This window comes from Sphingomonas asaccharolytica NBRC 15499, assembly GCF_001598355.1.
In the GTDB taxonomy this organism is placed as follows: Bacteria; Pseudomonadota; Alphaproteobacteria; order Sphingomonadales; family Sphingomonadaceae; genus Sphingomonas; species Sphingomonas asaccharolytica.
This window is the reverse complement of sequence record NZ_BCYU01000148.1, coordinates 1-4,326: the sequence shown is the minus strand read 5'-3', so window position 1 is coordinate 4,326 and position 4,326 is coordinate 1. Positions and strand designations below refer to the sequence as shown.

The 4,326-nt window shown below is 66.7% G+C and carries 5 protein-coding genes; 1 reads left to right on the top strand and 4 read right to left on the bottom strand.

What is annotated here, in order from left to right; genetic code table 11:
* Window positions 1–111 precede the first annotated feature (111 nt).
* The 3 genes from SAS01S_RS21565 to SAS01S_RS21555 are packed head-to-tail and all read right to left on the bottom strand — an operon-like array spanning window position 112 to window position 3,001.
* Window positions 112–1,068 (bottom strand): AAA family ATPase, encoded by a 957-nt coding sequence (locus tag SAS01S_RS21565; protein ID WP_066813224.1) that lies wholly within the window; start codon window positions 1,066–1,068, stop codon window positions 112–114.
* Complete coding sequence (locus SAS01S_RS21560; protein ID WP_066813223.1) at window positions 1,065–2,288, bottom strand: hypothetical protein; 1,224 nt, start codon at window positions 2,286–2,288, stop codon at window positions 1,065–1,067. The genes SAS01S_RS21565 and SAS01S_RS21560 overlap by 4 nt, the downstream gene beginning before the upstream one ends.
* Complete coding sequence (locus tag SAS01S_RS21555; protein WP_066813221.1) at window positions 2,285–3,001, bottom strand: DUF4129 domain-containing protein; 717 nt, start codon at window positions 2,999–3,001, stop codon at window positions 2,285–2,287. The genes SAS01S_RS21560 and SAS01S_RS21555 overlap by 4 nt, the downstream gene beginning before the upstream one ends.
* Before the next feature lie 141 nt (window positions 3,002–3,142).
* Between SAS01S_RS21555 and SAS01S_RS21550 the strand changes: the two genes are divergently transcribed.
* On the top strand, window positions 3,143–3,907 hold the full coding sequence (locus tag SAS01S_RS21550; RefSeq protein WP_066813220.1) for a hypothetical protein: 765 nt from the start codon (window positions 3,143–3,145) through the stop codon (window positions 3,905–3,907).
* 45 nt (window positions 3,908–3,952) lie between these two features.
* Here the strand turns inward: SAS01S_RS21550 and SAS01S_RS21545 are convergent.
* A partial coding sequence (locus SAS01S_RS21545) for an MFS transporter (RefSeq protein ID WP_157082947.1) occupies window positions 3,953–4,326 on the bottom strand: 374 nt, incomplete at its 5' end.

Below are 4,326 nucleotides of genomic sequence, written 5' to 3'. Positions count from 1 at the left end.
GTATCAGTCTCACCGAGCTTGTCGCCCGTGGCCAGGCCCCACCCCAACCCCTCCCCTGAAGGGGAGGGGCTAGTGATGCAAACCGACGCGGGGGACCGGCGGCCACCATCATCACCGCGGCGCCTCGATCGTCTCGATGATCGAATGGACGACTTCCTCGACCATCCGCCCGTCGATCTCGGCGGCGGGCGACAGGATCAGGCGGTGGCGGAGCAAAGCGGGGGCGAGTTGCTTGACGTCGTCGGGAATGACGAAGTCGCGGCCATCGAGTGCCGCGCGCGCCCTTGCCGCGCCCGCCAGCATCGCGCCGGCGCGCGGGGAGGCGCCGCTTTCGAGATCGGCGACGTCGCGCGTGCCGCGGATCAGCGCGGCGATATAGTCGATCACTTCGTCGACCAGCCGCACGGTGCCGACCGCGGCGATTGTCTCGCCGATCTTGGCGGCGTCGGCGCGCGGCTCGACCCCCCAGCCTTCAGGTTCCATCGCGCCGGTCCTGGCGCCGTGGGTGGCGATGATCTTGCGCTCCTCGGCGGCCGAGGGATAGTCGACCGTCTGCTTGAACAGGAAGCGGTCGAGTTGCGCCTCGGGCAGGGGATAGACGCCTTGCTGCTCGATCGGGTTCTGCGTCGCCACCACCATGAAGCGGTCGCCTAGCGACAGGCTCTCCCCGTCGATCGTGACGGTGCGTTCCTGCATCGCCTCGAGCAATGCCGCTTGGGTTTTCGGCGGGGTGCGGTTGATCTCGTCGGCGAGCAGCATGTCGGTGAAGATCGGCCCGCGCGTCAGCGTGAAGGTCGAGGTCTGGAAGTTGAACAGATTGGCGCCGATGATGTCGCCCGGCATCAGGTCCGGGGTGAACTGAATCCGCCCGAATTTGATCCCGACCGCGCGCGCGAAGCTGTGCGCGAGCAGGGTCTTGGCGGTGCCCGGCGGGCCTTCGAGCAGGATGTGGCCGCCGGCGAACAGCGCCACGAGCATCAGCTCGACGGTCGCTTCCTGGCCGACCACGGCCTTGCCGACTTCCTGGCGAATCGCCATCGCCAGATTGCGGACTTCCTCGACCGTCACTTGCCCTTCTCCTTCTGCCAATCGTGTAGTGCGCGCGCCGCGGCGACCAGGCTGGCCTTGTCGTCCGCATCGTCCACGGCCTGGGCGAGGTCGGTGAACCGCGACCGCCCGGAAATCTTGTCGAGATAGGCGTCGATCGCCGGCCCGCGCAGCCGCGACGGCACGCCGAACGCGACGATCGCGCGCTCACGGATCGCCTCGACATAGCGTCCGCCCAGCCGCGCCTGGCGCCCCGCCTTGCGGATCAGCGCGGCGGCATTGTCGACCAGGGCGGTCTTGCCGAACGCGATCGCGCGCTCGCGATGGACTGCGGGGCCGAACCGCGCGAAGGCCTGCCATCCCGCCAGCAGCATCGCCGCGACGATCGCCAAGGTCATCGCCAGGAACGGCGGATCGAAGGCGAGCCGCAACGGGTTCTTGGCCTTGCCGAGCCCTGCCGCGGTGACATCGAAATCGAAATCCTTGTTGCCGTCCTCGTTGAGCGTCTCAAGCAAGGCGAGCGCGGCGCGCGCCTGGCTTTCGTCGTGCATTCCCATGTTCGACAGGAGGTCGGGGTCAGCCAGCACGTAGAAGGATTTGTCCCCGATCTCGCCGAGCACGATATTGCCGTCCTCGTCGGTCAGCAGCGGTTTGAGGTTGCTGTTGCCGCTGATTGTCTGGAGCGGCCGCGGTGCCTTGAACCCGAATTCGTGCGTAATCCAGCCGGCCGAGCACAACGGCCGACCGCCGCTCGCCTGCCGCGTTACGGTGAACTTGTAATCGGGCGCGAGCACGCCCTGTGGTTCGCTTTTAGGGATCAGCCCCAAGCGCATCACCCAACCGGGCTGGCCGGCGGGGCGTTGCGGTATGGTCAACCATTTCGGCAGCACCACCAATGTCGGAAGATCACTGCGCCGCGCCAGCACGTCGCCGAGCGGGGTCGAGCCCAGCGGCGGGGTCAGGATCAGCATGCTATCGCGACCGAGTTGCGACGGGTCACGAATCACCCGCGTATCCTTGCCCATCGCGCGCGCCAGCCGGACGATTCCGGTATAGCCGGTGGCGCCGTTCGACAGTGCGTGCGCGGACGATCCGTTGGTCGAATCGGTCGGCGCCTCATAGGCATTGCCCAACAGCAAGGCGACGAAGCCGATAATACCGACCGCGAGCAGCAGGATCACCGTGCGCAGGCGGAACGCGCCGCGATCGTCGCTACCGCGGCCGATGACGAGGTCGCTCATGCTTTCCACATCTTGGGAAGAGCGAAATCGGCATAAGCGGTGCGCGCCGCCTGCCAGGCATCGGCATCGACCGGGCGGCCGCCGAACAGGCTCTGTTCGACATGGCGGGCGATCGACGCGAACAGCTCGCGCGCGGCGCTCGGGATCGTGCTCGCGGCGGCGAGTTCGCGGCTGGTCAGGGCCGGTCGCACGGCCTGCGGCCGGCGCTGGCGAATATCCTCGATCGAGCGGAACAGCAGATGGTGGACCGCTTCGGCGAACAGACCCTTGGCGGCGAGAGCATCGGCCTCGTCGAGCCAGGCGCGGCCTTGCGCGGCGTCGGGCTGCCATTGCTCCTCATCCTCGATCGCGACCGGCGTCGCGGCGCGCGACCGGCGGCGCGGCAGGCGCCACTGGCCGTAGCGCAGCCGTTCGACGATCAGCCAGATCAGCGCCAGCGCGGCGATGCCGATCACGCCCCATAACAGGATGCGGGCATAAGGCGCCGCCGGCATGAAGCTGGTCAGCCAGGCGAAGAAGCGGCCGATCGGGGCGAGCACATGCCCCAGCCATTCGAAGAAGTGGGCGAGCCCCTTGAGCCAGGCCGGCGGTGCGGGCGGCGGAGGCGGCGGGGCCAGCGTGAACTGGACGGACGGGTCCGCGCGCAGCGCGTCATGCGCCGCGGTGAAGCGGTCGGCAGCGGCCGCGGCACCCTGCGTATTTCCCCCGGCCAAACGCTACCCCTGCGCTAACAACCCATATTGCTTACCCCATGCTGGTAAGCGCGCAACCGCTAAAACTTCCTTTTGAACCAAGTCGTTCTGGACATCGACGGACGCGGAGTTCAGATTGGGGCAGGACATAAAGGGGGCTTCATGTCGATCGGACGCATTCTCAACACCGCCTTCGGGGCGATTTTCGGTAATCTGTTCGTGATGTTGGGCATCGCGTTCCTGTTCGGGGGCCTGCCGCAGGGCGTGATCTCCTATTTCCAGCAATCGCTCACGCCACAGCTCGCGGCGGGCTCGATCAGCCTGGGTCAATATGCTGGCATCGTGATGATCGGGTCGCTGCTCAACATGGTCTTCGCGGTGTTGGCGCAAGGCGCATTGGTTCGCGCGACGATCGCTTCGAGCCATGGCGAGCGGGCGACGTTCGGCGAATGCTTGTCGACGGCCCTTCGCCGGCTGCTGCCGCTGCTGGGATTGGGCATCGTCAGCGGTCTAGCGGTCGGTTTCGCGGCGATCCTGTTGATCGTGCCCGGCATCATCCTGGCAGTCATGTGGTATGTCGCTGCGCCTGTCGTGGTAGCGGAGCGCGAAGGCGTGTTCGCTGCTTTGGGACGCAGTGCCGACCTGACCAAGGGCGAGCGCTGGAATGTCTTTGTCGTGCTGTTGATCCTGTTCGCAGTGTTGGTCGGTGTGGTCATCCTGTCGGCGGTCATCGGCGGCATCGCGGGTGCGACGGGCATCCTCACCGGCGGCAGCAGCATGATGCCGCTATTTACCGGGGGTGTGGCAGTGATCACCGGAACCATCAGTGCGACGATCGCCGGGACCCTCCCTACTGCCGTCTATGTCGAGTTGCGCGGGCTGAAAGAGGGGCCGGAGTCGCATGGGCTCGACGCTGTCTTCGCCTAGATTTGGTGACGGAGGCCCGCTTATAAAAACAGCCGGCCTCCGAGTTTAGCGCCTACCCCGCACGCCGAGCATCGCCAGCCCGGCGCACAGGACCAATACCGCCAGCATCGCCATCACCGCGGCAAAATCGCGTGGTGACGCCAGCCACCAGGTCAGCAACGGGCCGAGCAACGAGGGCAAGGTGTTGGTCAGGTTGAACAGGCCGAGATCGCGCCCGCGATGCCGCGGGTCGGGCAGCAATTGCATCGAGAAGGCGACCTGAAGCGGCAGGAACACGCTATAGCCGATCGTGTAGCAGGCAAAACCGATCGCTCCCGCCGTCCAGCTATGCGCCATCGCCATGCCGGCGAGACCGATTGCGGTGACGACAGCGGCGGCGACCAGGAACGGCTTGCGGCGATCGAGCCGGTCTGACAGCC